The following is a 15813-nucleotide window of genomic DNA, read 5'->3' as shown; positions in this document are numbered from 1 at the left end:
GAAAAAGTCAATAAGCACAGGCGGCCGCCTGTTGCTTTGCAGGCCAAGTGTATTATGAGGGCTACATAAACAAGCCGGGGAGACGTGTTTTGGCCGATATCGACGCAGGTGGTCCAACGGAGCTTTTGGACGATACGGGCCTGGATTTCGAAAAACACAAGGAATATTTCGACCACATCCGCAAGATAAACGACATTTTTTACGACCAGATCAAGATATCGGATCAGAAGGCGGCGTATATCTTTACTTTCATGCTGGCCTTCCTGGTGTCTTCGAGCGAAGGCCGCGGCGTCTTTACCATGGAGCGTTACGTCAATGGCAGCCTGCCCGGCATCATTGCTTCGGCGCTGCTTGCCTCAGCCTCCGTATTCTCGATCATCTGCGCCATTTGTGTGGTGCTGCCGCGCAAGAGCACCAAGACCAGCTCGCTGTTCTGGGGTGCCTGGGGCCAGCACCGCATCGAATTCCTGCAGGCGGCGCGGATGAACGATGCCCATTATCTTTTCAACGAATATGTTTCCAACGTCGATACGCTGTCCGAAATCGCCAGGGCCAAATACGGTTTTGCCGGTTACGCCTTTCGCGGCCTCGTCGTCACCGTTCTCGCTTATGTCTTCCTGCTCGTCGCCGTCTGATCGTCAGCCGGCCACCGGGGTGGACAGCAGCCACAGGCCAAACACCGTATAAACCACCATCGCCGCCGCCAGCGGCACCTGGCTGACCGCCGCCCTGAAACTGGCTCCCAGCCGCTCCACCGCGATCATATGGGCGAGCAGGATACCGACGACGTGCCCGCCGACGATGACAGATGTCTGGACCATCCATAGCCGCGTGACGCTGTCGAGGTTGCTGGTGAAGGATGTCGTCACATGCGCCGGTCCCGCGGCGCTCCACTGCCAGCCGAGCGAAAACGGATCCGCCAGCGCCAGCGCGAAATACTGGCCGTTGATCAGAAGGATGGTCAGGTAGTGGCTGAAGTGGAAGGCAATCGAGATCGGGATCACCGAATAGACGAGGTGGCCCGCCATGCTGCGCAGCAGCGCCCCGCCGGGAACGCCGGCCATGCGGTTGCCGAGAGCGACTGCGATGTAGAAGACCGAGCCGAGCAGCAGCGCCGCGCCGACCAGCCCAAAACTGTTGGCGATGGTCACGGCGCTGCGGCCGGGAAACTCCAGCGGATTGATGCCGTTCGCCGAAAGCCAGCGGAAGGTGAGGGCGAGACCGTCGAAAGAAACGCTGGAGAGGCCGAGCAGGATGAACAGCGTGGCGCTCACCGGTAGCGGCTTGCGCCGGATGCAGCCCGCGCCCGGCCAGGCGAGGGCCAGGAAGCGCCGGCCGGCATGGCCGGGCTGGGCGATCCGCACCAGCGGCGCCAGCAGGCCGACGAACCGGAAGAAGATCGAAAAGGGCTCGCAACGCTCCAGCCAGACCGCACCGCCGAACAGGATCATGCCGCACAGGGTGGCAAGCCAATAGAGGGCGACGGTCACGGCCAGTTCCGGCGGGTCCTGCGGCGACAGCGAAATCAGTTCATACCAGGCAAACAGGAAAAACAGCAGGATGGCAGGGCCATAACCGAAGGACTTCGGCAACCGCAAGAGCGGCACACGACCAAGCTGCGTCCCGGACAGGCCGCGCAGCACCGCCAAAGGCCCCGTCCACGGGTTGAGCCACGGCCAGAGATTGCCGACGACGGCTTGCAGCAGGGTGAAACCCACCCACCACATCGTCCATATCGTCAGTGGCAGCAGATTGCGCAGCGGGTCGTGCGTGCCGAACAGCCCGATGCCGACGATCAGGGCGAGAAACACAAAAGAGAGGCAGCTCAGGACATTGCGGCCGGCCATGACAGCCGGAAAGAGCGGAAGTTTTGCCGCAAACACCGACCGCATCCAGCGGGCCGGCACCATGGCGAGGGCGACGAAGGACAAGGCGACGGCAATGGCCCCGCCCGTCTGGGCAAAACCGGTGGGCAGCAGCATCACCAGCCCCCGTTCACTGCCATGCGCCAGGGCCGCAACGGCAGATGACAGAAGCGCGAACGATGCCCAGGCGGCGAACGGCAGGCCGCGCCTGGCGACAGAACGGACCGTCGATCCCTGCTTCCCCCCCGCACGCCGTATAAATTGCTCCATCGACATCCCCAAATTCGTTTGCATGCAAATACACAAAGCAGGCCGCTCCGGCTGCACTGCGGTGTTCGGCATATGCGCCGGCATCAGTTTGCGCAGCGACCCCGACCGCAAACGATACGTACACACGCATTGGCAAAATAGAACCGGCACGGAGCCAAGGACAAGCCGCAATGCTGGAAAACGTCGCAGCGCCGCAAAAATCCCGGCTGTTTTCCTGCACGGAGGACGTGTTCCCGGCCTGGCGCGTCCCATGCGCACCAACGGCACTTGTCAAGGCGGATGTCTCGTGTTCTGTTAGCGGACGAACGATCTGACACGGCATAAACAAACGGCAGACGTCCGCTTCCAGCAGAGGGAAAAAACCATGTCCAAGACAATCATTACGCCCAAGAAAGGCCTTACCAGACGCTCGACGCTGCTCGGAATGGGTGCAGCGGCCGGTGCGGGCCTGGCTTCCCAGGTCATGCCCGGTTTCGTGCGTTATTCCCAGGCCCAGACATCCGAGCCGATCAAGATCGGCCTGCAGCTGCATCGCACCGGCATCGGCGCCTCCTACGGCCGCTGGTACGAGCGCGTCACGGCCGCCGCCGTCAAGGAAATCAACGATGCCGGCGGCATCAACGGTCGCCCGGTCGAGGTCATCATCGAGGATGACGGCACCGATCCGAAGCGCGGTGCCGAAGTCGTCGAAAAATTCGCGACGCAGCACAAGGTCGACCTGATCTACGGGACGCTGTTCTCACACGTCGTCATCGGCTCCGCGCCGCGCGCCGGCGAGTTGAAGATGCCTTATGTCGTGGTTTCCGAAGGCTATCACGTCGCTTCCGGCGCGCTCAACCGCTACTGTTTCCAGCCCGGCATCACCGACGTGCGCTCGCAGGTCAGCGCCATGGCGCCCTGGGTGTCGCAAAACCTTGGCAAGAAGGTCACCATGGTCTTCCCCGACTACGCCTTCGGCCACGATCACCGCGACTATTTCTCGGCGGCGATGAAGGCGCAGGGCGGCGAGATCGTGCAGATGATCGCCATTCCGCCGACGGAATCCTCCTTCACCCGCTACCTGCCGCAGATCCCGTCGTCGACGGAAGTGCTCTATCACGTCATGGTCGGGCCGGCCGTGCTGACCTTCGTCAAGGAGCTCGGCGATTTCTACGGCTCGCAACGGCCGCAGATCTTCGGCTTCATCGACAGCCTCGAAGCCGTCGACCTGAACACGCCGCAGCTGGAATTCCTCGACGGCACCTATTTCTGGGAAGGCAACCCGCGTTATGCGCAGGCCAACCAGACGGAATACGACAAGTTCTACCGCGAGAAGGTCGGCGTCGACGCCAACGGCGCCAGCACCAGCGACCCGAAGGACATCTCCACCTACGCCCACATGTTCGGCTGCTGGGAAACGCTCTACGTCATCAAGAAGGCGATGGAGATGAGCGGCTATTCCGGCCAGACCGCCAAGGACAAGCAGGGTTTCGTCGAGGCGATGGAATCGCTCACCGCCTTCGAGGAGGGCAAGGAGCATCCGCAGGGCGCAAAAACCTTCAACGGCAAGAACCACCAGGTCTATGGCAGCCAGTATATTTCCAAGGTCGCCGGCGGCCGCATGGATGTGGTGCACAAGACCGCGATCGAGGACGGCATGTACGAAATCACTGCCGACTACACCAAGATGTCTCTCTGACCGGAGCGGTCGGTTCCGACGGCGGCCTCTTCCAGGCCGCCGTCTTTCCCGCCGCCGGGCAGGGTTTCACAGTCACCGGAGTGTGATCTGGCCGGGTGCAGCAGGATGCGCCGCGGCAGGTGGATGGTTTTGTTTTCGGCCGGCCATGACCGGTTCCTGTTGACGGCGGGCATCATTTCCGCTCGGTTTGCAGGGACGGGTGGGCGTGGCGAGAGCGGAGGATTTTCGGTTTGGATCTCGGTCCTTTTTTGGTGCTGGCGACACTGGAAGGCCTGCTGCAGGCAGCGGTGCTGACGCTGATCGCACTCGGCCTGTCGCTGGTCTTCGGGGTGATGCGCATCGTCAATGTGGCGCATGGCGAATTCTACATGCTGGGCGCGGTGATCGCCTGGTTCGTCGCCTCGTTGCTGTCGCTGCATCCCGCCGTCGGCTTTTTCCTGGCGCTGGTCATCAGTCCGCTGCTGGTCGGTCTCGTCGCTTATGCCAGCGAGCGGCTGATCCTAAAACGGCTGAAATACGATCCGGAAGCCACCATCGTCGCGACAATCGGCATGCTCTACGTCATCCAGCAGGTGGTGCTGATCGGTTTCGGGCCGGATGCGCGGCCGGTTGAGGCGCCCTTCTATTACCGCATCCGCCTGCCTTGGTTCGGCTATTCCGCCTATAACCTCTTCGTCATGGCCGCGGCCGTGGTGCTGCTCATCGGCTGCTGGTATATCCTCACCCGCACCCGCCTCGGCCTGATCATGCGCGCCACACAATTCGACAGTGAGACGGCGCAGGCCTTCGGCATCCCGGTCGACAAGGTCTACGGCTATGTCTTCGCCGCCGGCGCCATGCTGGCCGCCGTCGCGGCGGTGCTGATCGTGCCGATCCGCCAGGCGCATTACCTGATGGGGCTCGATCCGCTGCTGCTCTCTTTCATCGTGGTGATCATCGGCGGCCTCGGCAGCCTGCGCGGCACGGTGGTCGCGGCGCTGATCATCGGCCTCAGCGACGGCATCATCTCCGTGTTCTTCTCGCCGACGCTGGCAAAAATGCTCTCGACGCTCTTGGTGGCGCTGGTGCTCGTCTTCAAGCCGGAAGGCCTGTTCGGAGCGAAGGCGCGATGAGGCAACATTCTGCATTCAAGGTCGTCGGCCTGCACCTCGCCGTCATCGTCCTGTTTTTCCTGGCGCAGTTCGTGCTGCCCGAATACCACCATCTCGCCGTCACCCGCGTGATGATCCTGGCGATTTTCGCCCTCGGCTACAACCTGCTGTTCGGCTACACCGGCCTGCTCAGCCTCGGCCATGCCTTGTTTTTCGCCGCCGGCCTCTACGGCGCCGGCCTGACGGCCTTTCATCTCGGCTGGAGCGTACCCGCCGCCTTCGCCGCCGGCGTTGGCGCCGGCTTCTTCGCTTCGCTGGTGATCGGCGTCGTGGCGTTGCGCACCAGCGGCGTCGCCTTCATGATCGTCACCATGATGTTCTCGCAGGTCGCCTATCTCGCCAGCCTCTACTTCACCACCTACACGCGCGGCGAAGAGGGGTTGGTGATGCCGGAGGCGGCGCGGCATTTCGACCTGTTCGGGGTGACGTTCAGCCTCACCGATCCGTCGCTGCGCTACAACATCGCCCTGCTGCTGCTGGCGGTGACGCTGATCGTTATCCTGATCGTCGTGCGCGGGCCGATGGGCCGGGTGCTGATCGCCATCCGCGAAAACGAGCCGCGTACCCTCATGCTCGGCTACAACACTTTCCTGATCAAGCTGAAGGCCTTCGTCATTTCCGGCACCATCTCCTCGGTCGCGGGCGCCGCCTATGCGCTGCTGTTTGCCTATGTCGGCTCGTCCTTCGCCTCGATCCAGTATTCGATCGAGGCGCTGCTCTTCACGCTGCTCGGCGGGGCAGGCACCGTGCTCGGCCCGATCCTCGGCACCTTCGCGATGTTCTACCTGATCGACATCGTCAGCGGTTTTACCGTCGCCTACCTGCTGGTGACGGGCATCGCGCTGATCGCCCTCGTTCTGTTCTTCCCGAAGGGCATTTTGGGGACCATCCGGGAAAGGTGGATGACATGGCTGCCGTGACCTTGCTCCATACGAAGGGCCTCAGCCGCCGGTTCGGCGGGCTGAAGGCGGTGCAGAACGTCGATTTCGACCTCAAACAGGGGGAGATCCGGGCGCTGATCGGCCCGAACGGCGCGGGAAAAACCACCTTCGTCTCGCTGCTGTCGGGGAGGATCGTTCCCAGCGAAGGCCAGGTGTTCTTCGAAGGCGAAGAGGTGACCGGCGATCCCGCCTGGCGACGGGTGCGAAAAGGCATCGCCTACACGTTCCAGATCACCAGCGTCTATGCCAAGCTCACGGCCTATGAAAACGTTGCGCTGGCGGCGCAGAGCGCGCTCAGCCGCAGCGGCGCCGTCAGGAAGAAGGATCTCGACCGCGCCGTCGCCGAGGCCATCGAAAAGGTCGGCCTGTCCGACAGAGCCCGGATGAAGGCCGGGGAACTGTCCTACGGGCATCAGCGGCTGCTGGAGGTCGCTATGGGCCTGGCGCTGCGGCCGAAACTGCTGATGCTCGACGAGCCGACCCAGGGACTTTCCGATGCCGAGATCGACAATTTCTGCAATCTCGTGCGCGATATCGCCCGCACTGCCACGATCCTGCTGATCGAGCACAACATGCCCGTCGTCATGCAGCTTGCCGACAGCATCACCGTGCTGAATGCCGGCGAGATCCTCGCCAATGGAACGCCGGCGGAAATCCGTGCCAATCCCGCCGTGCAGGCGGCCTATCTGGGATCGTGACCATGCTCGAAATCACGGATCTGAACGTCTATCACGGCAGCAGCCGGACGCTGAAGGATTTCTCCCTGGCGCTGAATGCCGGCGAGGTGCTCTGCCTGCTCGGCCGCAACGGCGCCGGCAAGACGACGGCGCTGAAATCGATCATGGGCCTGCTGCCGGCACAATCGGGCAGCATCCGGCTCGAAGGCCGGGAGCTCACCAGCCTGCGGCCCTACGAGGTACCAAAACAGGGCATCGGCTACGTACCGCAGGGCCGGCGACTGTTTTCCGAGCTGACCGTGCAGGAAAACCTCGACATCGGCCTGATGACCCGCAAGACCGGCCGCGACGTGCTGGAGAACGCCCTAAAACTGTTTCCGAGGCTGCGGGAGCGGCTGGGGCAGGTCTCCGGCACGTTGTCCGGCGGCGAGCAGCAGATGCTGGCCACCGCCCGGGCGCTGTGCATCGATCCGTCCGTCATCCTGCTGGACGAGCCGACCGAAGGGCTGATGCCGTCGATGATCGCGACAATCCGCGATGTCGTGTTGCAGCTGCGCGACCAGGGCAAGGCGATCCTGCTGGTCGAGCAGCGCGTCGATGCGGTGCTTTCGGTGGCCGACCGGGTATGTTTCGTCGAGAACGGCAAGGCGCATCCGGCCTTGCCGGTTGCAGCCCTCAGGGACGACCCGTCCTTGCTGGAGCGTTATGTCGGCGTCAGCTGATCTTGCGCAGCAGTTCCACCAGCATCATCCGTTCCGCCGTCGTCAACGGCTTCAGCGTCTCTTCGGAAACGTCGAGCGCGGCATCGACATTGCGGGCGATCGCCTTGTGCCCGTCTTCGGTCAGCGACAGCACGAGGCGGCGCGCATCCGTCTCGTCGCGCAGCGTCGTCAGCAGGCCGCGCTTCGCCAGCCGGTCGACGACGCCTTTGATGGTGGCGACGTCCATGGCCGTTTCCCGCCCCAGCTGGTTCTGCGAGCAGGGCTGGATTTCCTTGAGCTTGCTGAGCGCCGCCCATTGCGTCGTCGTCAGCTTGTCGCCGATCCGATTTGCAAAGATCGCCACATGCCGCTGGCTTGCCTGACGGAGGAAAAAGCCGATCTGCTCGTGCAGCGCATAATCCCGCGGCGCGGCCCCGGCCTTCTTCTTCTCCATCACCGTATCCATCGCTGCGATGCTGCTTCCTGGATGAGCGCCCCATCCCTTCGCGCCGGCAGTCGAGCCGGCATCCGAATTATCGAGAATTCTTTATGTGTTTTTTGGCCGGAAATCCAGCCTCTCCGCCACCCTAACATGGAAGCAGAATGGCGGATAACATTTTTTATCTTTTAAAACAGCAAATTAAGAGAAACAGACGCCGCGTCGGCTTTTACGCAAGGTCACTTGACAGGGGGCCTGTCCAGTCCGATACTCGTTTGCATACAAATAAAAAAATGGGAACGATGATGCGTTACTTTTCGCCGCACAGCGCCGAGGAGGCTGTCGAGGCCCTGGCGTCCGGACCGTTCACGATCCTGGCGGGGGGAACGGATGTCTATCCGTCGTTGCGCGACCGGCCGGCGCCGGCCGACATCCTCGATATTTCCCGTATCGCCGAACTGCGCGGCATCGAGCATTCCGGCGACTGTTGGCGCTTCGGCGCGACGACGACGTGGACAAGCGTCGCCCGTGCCAAGCTGCCGCCCGCCTTCCACGGGTTGCAGGCCGCCGCTCGCGAAGTCGGCTCGGCGCAGATCCAGAATGCCGGTACGATTGCCGGCAACATCTGCAACGCGTCGCCGGCCGCAGACGGCGTTCCGCCGCTGCTTTCGCTCGACGCCAGGGTGGAAATCCTTTCCCCCCAAGGCCGGCGCACGGTGCCGCTTTCGGATTTCATCAAGGGCGTGCGGTCAATCGACCTGCATCCCGGCGAACTGGTCACCGCCATCCTGATCCCCGATATCGATGCCCGCTCCGCCTTCCTGAAACTCGGCGCCCGTCGCTACCTGGTGATCTCGATCGCCATGGTCGCCTGCACGATCGAAACCGCCGCCGATGGTCGCGTCAAGGCGGCACGGATCGCCGTCGGCGCCTGCTCGCCGGTGGCGCGCCGTCTTCCGGGGCTTGAGGCAGCGCTTGCCGGCTTGCCGATGGAGGGTGGGGCACTCGCCGCCGCGGTCCGTTCCGATCATCTTTCCGTGCTGTCGCCGATCGACGACGTTCGCGCCGACGGCGCCTATCGCCGCGAGGTGGTGGAGGAACTGGTGAAACGCGCATTGCAACAGGCACTTGGTTCCGCAAGGGAGATGGCCGCATGAACAAGGTCATGTCCCTCGATACGGCGCTGGCCGTGATGCCGATCGCCCTCGAACTCAACGGCAAGGCCGTGCAAACCCATGTGCAGCCGGCCCGCCGCCTCTCTGAGGTGCTGCGCGAGGAGCTGGGCTGCCGGGATGTCAAGGTCGGCTGCAACGCCGGCGATTGCGGCGCCTGCAGCGTCTTGATCGACGGCGCGCCCGTCTGTTCCTGCACCACGGCGGCGGCGCAGGTCGCGGGCCGGTCGGTGGAGACCCTGCGTGGCCTCGTCGAGACCGATGCCATGGCTGCGGATCTCAAGGCCGCGTTCGAGAAACACGGCGCGGCGCAATGCGGCATCTGTACACCGGGCGTGATGGTCACGGCAGCGGCGCTGCTGCGCTCGGGCGAAGCCTTGACGGAAACCGTCGTGCAGGATGCGCTCGGCGGCGTTCTGTGCCGCTGCACGGGTTACCGCAAGATCATCGATGCCATCATGGATGCCGGCGGCGTCTTGGCCGTGCCGGAAACCGCCGGGCCGGCCGCCGACGTCGATGCCATCGTCGGCGCCCCCATTCCGCGGCTGGACGGCTTGCCAAAGATCACCGGCACCGAAGTGTTCGGCGACGATGCGGCACCGGCGGATGCGCTGGTGGTGCGGGTGGTGCGCTCGCCCTATCCGTATGCCGCCTTCAGTTTCGGCGATCTCGATGCCTACCGCCGCCGTCACCCCGGCATCCATCTCATCCTCACGGCCAAGGACATTCCGGGCAAAAACTGTTTCGGCGTCATCCCGCCGTTTGCCGACCAGCCGGTGTTTGCCGAAGGCATCGCCCGCTTTCGCGGCGAGGCGATTGCCGCGGTGGCCGGCGATGCGGATACCGTCAACACGCTCGATTTCGGCCTTTTCCCGATCCTCTGGGAAGAGCGCCCGCCGGCCATGACCGTCTCGGATGCGCTGTCCCCCGAGGCCGCCCAGCTGCATGAGGGCCGCGCCGGCAACATCATGTGCCGTGGCCTGGTCAAGAAAGGCGATGTCGAGGACGGTTTTGCGAGCGCCGACATCATCGTCGAAGGCTCCTATTCCACCGGCTTCATCGAGCATGCCTATATCGAGCCGGAAGCCGGTTATGCCCTGCGCGTCGGCGACAGGCTGGAGATCTACGGCTGCACGCAGGCGCCTTTCATGGACCGCGACAGCATGGCCGAGATCATGGGGCTGGCGCCGGATATGGTGCGTGTCGTGCCCACCGCCTGCGGCGGCGGTTTCGGCTCGAAGCTCGATATCTCGATGCAGCCCTATATGGGCCTTGCCGCCTGGATCCTGAAACGGCCGGTGCGGATCACCTACAGCCGCATCGAATCCATGCAGTCGACCACCAAGCGCCATCCGAGCGCCATCGACCTGAAGATCGGCGCCACGCGCGACGGGCGGATCACCGCTTTCCATTTCCGGGGCGATTTCAACACCGGCGCCTATGCCTCCTGGGGACCGACCGTGGCAAACCGCGTGCCGGTGCATGCCTCCGGCCCCTATCTCATCGACAATTACCTGGCGCAAAGCCGGGCCATCCACACCCACTGCCCGCCCTCCGGTGCCTTTCGCGGTTTCGGCGTGCCGCAATCGGCCGTGGCACAGGAACAGCTGTTCGACGAACTGGCCTTGCAGCTCGGCATCGACCGTCTGACGCTGCGCCGGCTGAATGCGCTGCGCAACGGCCAGCCGACCGTCACCGGCCAGGTTTTCGAAACCGGCGTCGGCATCGCCGACTGTCTGGAAGCCGTGCAGCCGGCCTGGGACAAGGCGCTGGAAGACGCCGCACGGCTGAACGCCGAAGCCGAGGCAAATGGCAGCCCCTTGCGCCGCGGCGTCGGTGTTTCCTCCGGCTGGTACGGCTGCGGCAACACCTCGCTGCCCAATCCCTCGACGATCAAGGCCGGTGTCCGGCCGGATGGCACCGTGGTGCTGCACCAGGGCGCCGTCGATATCGGCCAGGGGGCCAACACCGTCATCACCCAGATCTTCGCCGAGGCGCTCGGCGTGCCGCTCACCTCGGTGAAGCTTCTGGGCGCCGATACCGACATCACGCCGGATGCCGGCAAGACCTCGGCCTCGCGCCAGACCTATGTTTCGGGCAATGCCGCCAGGCTGTGCGGCGAAGCGTTGCGGGCGAAAATCCTGCGGCTCGGCAATGTGTCCGAACAGGCGCGTATCCGTATCGAAAACGGCGAGATCCACCTGATCGACGGCAGCGAGCGCCGCACGGTGGCAATCGCCGAGGCGATGCCTGCCAATGCCGAAGGTTACGTGCTGGTGGCGGAAGCAAGCTACGATCCGCCGACCTCGCCGCTCGACAAGAACGGGCAGGGCAATCCCTACGCCGTCTTCGGTTATGCCGTCCATGTCGTGGAGCTGGACGTCGACCTGGCGCTCGGGACGGTGAAGCTGAAAAAATTCACCGCCGCCCACGACGTCGGCAAGGCGATCAACCCGATGCTGGTCGAAGGCCAGGTGCAGGGCGGCATCGCCCAGGGCGTCGGGCTGGCGCTGATGGAGGAATTCATCCCCGGCCGCACCGAAAACCTGCACGACTACCTGATCCCCACCTTCGGCGACATTCCGCCGATCGAGACGATCATCGTCGAGACCGGCGATGCCCACGGCCCCTACGGCGCCAAGGGATTGGGGGAACACGTGCTGATCCCCACCGCACCGGCGATCCTCAATGCCATCCGGCATGCGAGCGGCGCCAAGATCCATCACCTGCCGGCCACCCCGGCGAAAGTCCGTGCCGCCATCCGCGCGGCACAGCAGAAGTAACGGAAGACGACCATGGTCAAGCTCGGCACCGAAAGTGCAGTCAACGGCAAGATCCGCTGCGATGCCTGCCCGGTGATGTGTTACATCGCCGACGGCAAGTCAGGCGCCTGCGATCGCTACGCCAACATGGGCGGCGACCTGATCCGCGTCGATCCGCTCACCATCATCGAGGCGACGATCAGCGAGGGCGGCAAGGTCGTGCCCTTCCTGCCCGCAACCGATAGCGACGAGTGGGACGGCGACCTGGTGCAGGCCAAGCGCAGCTTCGTCACCGCCGTCGGCGCCGGCACCACCTATCCGGACTACAAGCCGGCGCCGTTCATCGTCAGCCAGAAGGAACGCGGCGTCGACATGGTGACGGTCGTCACCGAAGGCATCTTCAGCTATTGCGGCGCCAAGGTGAAGATCGATACCGACCGTTTCCTCGGGCCGGAATCCTCGCCCGTGCGGGTCGATGGCGAGCAGATCGGCCATGTGACGACGGGCGAATACGGTTCGCAGATGCTCTCCCTCGGCGGCGTGCATCACCTGACCGGCGGTTCCAAGAAGGAAGGCCGGGTGACCTGCGACGCACTGATGCGGCTGTGCAACGGCGAGGCCGTCGAGATGGTGATCGATGGCGGCGCCCAGCTCACCGTCAAGGCGGGCGCTGCGCCCGTCATCAACGGCGTCGAGGAAAAACGCATGCGGGTCGGCTGCGGCTCGGCGACGATCGGCATGTTCGCCAAGCAATGGGCGCCGTTCCTCGACGAGGTGGTGGTGGTCGACGACCACATCACCGGCGTTCTCTCGGAACACCAGGCGGGAAAACTGCTCGACGTCAAGCCGACCGGCATCAAGATCAAGGGCCGCCGCTCGACGCCCGGCCGCTATTTCCAGGTGGCCGAGCCCGGCACCGGCTGGGGCGGCACGAACATCACCGACCCGCTCGATATCATCGGCGATTTCGACCCGAAGGTCGCCTATCCGGGGCTGCGGATGCTGATGGTCTCCACGACGGGGGAACAGTCGGGCTATTACGTTCTCGACGAGACCCTCAGGCCCGTGCTGCAGACCGACCTGCCGGCGGCGGTGCGGGAGACGGTCGAGCTGGTCGAGGACAATTGCGAGCCGGCGGTCGCCACCGTGCTGTTCATGGGCGGCGCCGGCGGCAGCCTGCGCGCCGGCGTCACCCGCAACCCGGTGCAGCTGACCCGCTCGGTCAAGGACGCGATCACCTATGTCTCCTGCGGCGGCGCACCAGCCTATGTCTGGCCCGGCGGCGGCATCACCGTCATGGCCGACGTGACGCAGATGCCGGCCAACTCCTTCGGTTACGTGCCGACGCCGGCGCTGGTCGCCCCCATCGAGTTCACCATGCGGCTCGACGATTACCGGGCGCTGGGCGGCCATATGGAGGCGGTGGTGCCGATCGAGGACGCGCTCAAGGTGGCCGAACGCAAGGTCGACCCCCGCGAACACGCCCCCTGGCCGACGGAGAAGCAGAACTTCAAGTGGCGGGCCTGAGCCTTGGTCGGGCCGGGCAAACGTTTCCTGCCGGACGACGAGCGGGCCGACGGCCGGCTGCATCTGCAGCACGGCCCGATCGACCTGATCATCGGTGTCGATGGCTGCGATGACGATCGCCGCCACGCCGCCTTTTCCGCCGCGGAGCAACGTTTCCGCAGCGTGCTGGAAGAACTAGTTGCCGAACTGCCGATGCTGAAGGCCGAAATGCGGGCCGATGCGCCGATGTTGCAGGGCAGCGTCGCGCGCCGGATGCAGCACGCCGTGCGGCCCTTCGCCTCGACGCATTTCATCACCCCCATGGCCGCCGTCGCCGGCGCCGTGGCCGACGAAATCCTCGACACCATGCTGGCGCCGTTTCCCACAGGCGAAAAGCCGGCCCGGGTCTACGTCAACAATGGCGGCGACATCGCCCTGCATCTGCAGGCCGACGCCGCCTTCCAGGTGAAGATCGCCCGCGAGGACGGCGCGACGCTCGGCTATTTCCGCGTCGAGGGGTCGAGCCCGCAGCGGGGCATCGCCACCAGCGGCCGGGGAGGGCGCAGCCTCTCCTTCGGCATCGCCGACAGCGTCACCATCCTGGCCGGCAATGCCGCTTCCGCCGATGCCGCCGCCAGCCTCGTCGGCAATGCCGTCGACCTGCCCGGCCATCCGGCCATAGACCGCGTCCCGGCCACCGATCTCGTCGATGACAGCGACCTCGGCGCCCGGCTCGTCGTGCGCGCCTGCGGCCGGCTGGCGCCGGGCGACGTCGAAACCGCGCTCGCCCGCGGGGTCGAGGAGGCGGAGCGTTTCATCGCGGCCGGGCATATCGCCAGAGCCGCCCTTTTCCTGCAGGATCAGGCGAGGATCGCGGAGGCTCCGAAGGAGCCTGCGCCTTTTTCCCGCCTGGTGCCCGAACCATCAGCAATGGAGCATGACAGATGCCTGAACCGAAAGTCCGCAAACTTCTGACCGTTGTCGAGGACGTCTACCACGAGGGTGGCACGCCGGTGGAAACGCCGCTGAAGCGCGGCGCCATCCTCGCCGTGATCGAGAACCCGTTCGCCGGCAGCTATCACGAGAAGATCGACGGCTTCATGAAGGACCTCGAACCGCTCGGCCTCTCGATGGCCAACAAGCTGGTCGAAGCCCTCGGCGGCAGGGACAAGATCGAAGGCTACGGCAAGGGCGCCATCGTCGGGCAGGGCGGCGAACTGGAACACGGCGCGCTCTGGCACGTGCCGGGCGGTTACGCCATGCGCGGCGCGCTCGGTGACGCCAAGGCCATCGTGCCCTCGACGAAGAAGGTCGGCGGCCCCGGCGCCCGGCTCGACGTGCCGGTGACCCATATCAACGCCTCCTACGTCCGCAGCCATTTCGACGCCATGGAAGTCGGCCTTGCCGACGCACCGCGCGCCGACGAAATCGTCGTGGCGCTGGTGATGACGACCGGCTCGCGCATTCATGCCCGCGTCGGCGGGTTGCGTGCCGAAGACATCAAGGGAGAGGATGGTCTGCGATGAAAGCCGAGATCCGCAAGATTGCCGTGTTCGTCGAAGAGGTTCACAGCGAGATGGGCAAGACCGTCTCGCCGCCGACCCGCAAGGCGGCCGCGGTTGCCGTCATCAAAAACCCGTTTGCGGGGCAATATGTCGAGGACCTGACGCCGCTGATGGATATCGGCGCCGAATTGGGCGGATTGCTGGGCGAAAAATGCGTCGCGGCCCTCGGCATCCTGCCGGCGCAGGCGGAAAGCTACGGCAAGGCGGCGCTGGTCGGCGAAAACGGCGAGCTGGAGCATGCCGCCGCCCTGCTGCATCCCACCCTCGGCAAGCCGTTGCGCGCCGCCGTGGAAAAGGGCGCGGCGCTGGTACCGTCGTCCAAGAAGCGCGGCGGGCCGGGGCAGGTTCTTGATATTCCGCTGGGTCACAAGGATGCAGCCTATGTCCGCTCGCATTTCGACGGCATGGAAGTCAGCCTCAACGATGCACCGCGTGCCAACGAGATCATGGTTGCGGTTGCCATCACCGACAGCGGCCGGCCGCTGCCGCGCGTCGGCGGCTTGAAAACGAGCGAGATCGAGGGCAAGGACGGGCTCCGGTAACCCGCTCCCCCCTTCGGGCGGCGTCAGGCCGCGGCTGCGACGGCGCTTTTCGCTGGCATTTTACCCGCCCTGCCATCTGGTAACCGTAAATCGGGCCGCGGCGGACTGTATCGCGCCGCGCTGCCCGTCATGCCGCCGCCGGCGTGGCGTGATCCCCTGCACAAGAACCGTCGGGATAAGCATTTGAGCGCGCTGAGTTCGCCATGCCGGGCGGGCGGAAAATGCCGCGCGGACACGCCGTCAAAAGCGTAACCATGCCGGCTGCACGCCGCGACGGACGCCGTCCGGGGTCTTGACCTTCTGGAATTTGCCTATAACTACTACCGCGTTTCCGCACGCCAGACATCGGCCTGCGGACAGAACCTGGTGCCGGGCCCCTCTGGCGAGAGTTTTTACGGCGCTCTCGTGATGTCGGTATCGCCTGCAAATTAGCCGGCGGATTCAAAAATCATGATCAGTCTTATCATGCCTCACCCGCATGCCCGTTTCGGCATGGCGGATTCTGTCTTGTCTTCCGATTTCAACCCGCATGTCGTGGAGGTCC

14 protein-coding genes are annotated in these 15813 nt (G+C 64.6%); 12 read left to right on the top strand and 2 right to left on the bottom strand.

The window, feature by feature from the left end:
- Nucleotides 1–125: 125 nt before the first annotated feature.
- The gene (locus DEM27_RS13915; protein ID WP_245445843.1) at nt 126–635 is read left to right on the top strand and encodes a Pycsar system effector family protein; all 510 of its coding nucleotides are present in this window, start codon (nt 126–128) and stop codon (nt 633–635) included.
- A gap of 3 nt (nt 636–638) precedes the next feature.
- Here DEM27_RS13915 and DEM27_RS13910 read toward each other — a convergent pair whose 3' ends face one another.
- The gene (locus tag DEM27_RS13910; protein ID WP_128755507.1) at nt 639–2135 is read right to left on the bottom strand and encodes a hypothetical protein; all 1497 of its coding nucleotides are present in this window, start codon (nt 2133–2135) and stop codon (nt 639–641) included.
- 364 nt (nt 2136–2499) lie between these two features.
- Between DEM27_RS13910 and DEM27_RS13905 the strand changes: the two genes are divergently transcribed.
- From DEM27_RS13905 to DEM27_RS13880, 5 genes are all read left to right on the top strand, one after another.
- On the top strand, nt 2500–3813 hold the full coding sequence (locus DEM27_RS13905) for an ABC transporter substrate-binding protein (protein WP_109458840.1): 1314 nt from the start codon (nt 2500–2502) through the stop codon (nt 3811–3813).
- A 230-nt stretch (nt 3814–4043) separates the two neighbouring features.
- A complete protein-coding gene (locus DEM27_RS13895) occupies nt 4044–4925 on the top strand; it encodes a branched-chain amino acid ABC transporter permease (protein WP_109458838.1) in 882 nt (293 codons plus the stop codon).
- Entirely contained in the window at nt 4922–5884 is a 963-nt protein-coding gene (locus DEM27_RS13890) for a branched-chain amino acid ABC transporter permease (protein ID WP_109458837.1), read from the top strand. Before DEM27_RS13895 ends, DEM27_RS13890 begins: the two co-directional genes overlap by 4 nt.
- Complete coding sequence (locus DEM27_RS13885) at nt 5872–6603, top strand: ABC transporter ATP-binding protein (RefSeq protein WP_109458836.1); 732 nt, start codon at nt 5872–5874, stop codon at nt 6601–6603. Before DEM27_RS13890 ends, DEM27_RS13885 begins: the two co-directional genes overlap by 13 nt.
- Before the next feature lie 2 nt (nt 6604–6605).
- A complete protein-coding gene (locus DEM27_RS13880) occupies nt 6606–7304 on the top strand; it encodes an ABC transporter ATP-binding protein (RefSeq protein ID WP_109458835.1) in 699 nt (232 codons plus the stop codon).
- Here the strand turns inward: DEM27_RS13880 and DEM27_RS13875 are convergent.
- Nucleotides 7297–7737 carry a MarR family winged helix-turn-helix transcriptional regulator gene (locus DEM27_RS13875; protein ID WP_245445827.1) on the bottom strand — a complete coding sequence of 147 codons (441 nt, stop codon included), beginning with the start codon at nt 7735–7737 and terminating at the stop codon, nt 7297–7299. The genes DEM27_RS13880 and DEM27_RS13875 overlap by 8 nt on opposite strands.
- 290 nt (nt 7738–8027) lie before the next feature.
- Between DEM27_RS13875 and DEM27_RS13870 the strand changes: the two genes are divergently transcribed.
- Genes DEM27_RS13870 through DEM27_RS13845 form a run of 6 tightly spaced genes read left to right on the top strand, consistent with a single transcriptional unit; the run spans nt 8028 to nt 15269 of the window.
- Nucleotides 8028–8879 (top strand): FAD binding domain-containing protein, encoded by an 852-nt coding sequence (locus tag DEM27_RS13870; protein ID WP_109458833.1) that lies wholly within the window; start codon nt 8028–8030, stop codon nt 8877–8879.
- A complete protein-coding gene (locus DEM27_RS13865) occupies nt 8876–11677 on the top strand; it encodes a molybdopterin-dependent oxidoreductase (protein ID WP_205908898.1) in 2802 nt (933 codons plus the stop codon). Before DEM27_RS13870 ends, DEM27_RS13865 begins: the two co-directional genes overlap by 4 nt.
- A gap of 12 nt (nt 11678–11689) precedes the next feature.
- The gene (locus DEM27_RS13860) at nt 11690–13183 is read left to right on the top strand and encodes a 6-hydroxynicotinate reductase (protein WP_109458832.1); all 1494 of its coding nucleotides are present in this window, start codon (nt 11690–11692) and stop codon (nt 13181–13183) included.
- A 3-nt stretch (nt 13184–13186) separates the two neighbouring features.
- A complete protein-coding gene (locus tag DEM27_RS13855) occupies nt 13187–14137 on the top strand; it encodes a UPF0280 family protein (RefSeq protein ID WP_245445825.1) in 951 nt (316 codons plus the stop codon).
- Nucleotides 14107–14688, top strand: coding sequence for an amino acid synthesis family protein (locus DEM27_RS13850; protein ID WP_109458831.1), 582 nt, complete (start codon nt 14107–14109; stop codon nt 14686–14688). Before DEM27_RS13855 ends, DEM27_RS13850 begins: the two co-directional genes overlap by 31 nt.
- Nucleotides 14685–15269, top strand: a complete 585-nt coding sequence (locus tag DEM27_RS13845) for an amino acid synthesis family protein (protein ID WP_109458830.1) — start codon at nt 14685–14687, stop codon at nt 15267–15269. The genes DEM27_RS13850 and DEM27_RS13845 overlap by 4 nt, the downstream gene beginning before the upstream one ends.
- Nucleotides 15270–15813 lie beyond the last annotated feature (544 nt).

Source organism: Rhizobium album (assembly GCF_003122325.1).
In the GTDB taxonomy this organism is placed as follows: domain Bacteria; phylum Pseudomonadota; class Alphaproteobacteria; order Rhizobiales; family Rhizobiaceae; genus Metarhizobium; species Metarhizobium album.
The sequence above is the reverse complement of the archived record's forward strand: the minus strand, read 5'-3'. Positions and strand labels throughout refer to the sequence as shown.